Annotated in this window: 1 protein-coding gene; it reads right to left on the reverse strand. The window is 35.0% G+C overall.

The genetic code is table 11. From position 1 onward, the window contains the following. A partial coding sequence (locus AC1EUY_RS16185; protein WP_480196589.1) for a transposase occupies positions 1-299 on the reverse strand: 299 nt, incomplete at its 3' end. Positions 300-363 lie beyond the last annotated feature (64 nt).

Here is a 363-nt window from a genome sequence, read left to right on the forward strand (position 1 = left end):
CCACTAGATAAATCCAATTTGGACTTGTTGGCTTTTAAAAGCTCTACCCAACAAGACTTCCATACATCCAGCTCGCACCATTTGCGATAATGACCGAAAACGGTTTTGTAGTGTAAAACGTCTTTACCGAACAAGCTATCAACTGGTAAATATTCCCATTGAACGCCTGTCTTTAACTTGTAGAGAATAGCATTGACTATTTCGTAAAGAGGAACTGTAGGTTTAAAACCTCGTTTTGTCTTTGGTAAATATGGAATTATTTCTAATTCTATCATATCTTTGCTCAGTACTTGGTACATAGGGTTGTAATTTTATGTTTCGCAACACAAATATCTGCAACCCTTATTTTTTCTCAAAAAAAAA

The sequence above is a fragment of the Maritimimonas sp. 2210JD6-3 genome, from assembly GCF_056591795.1.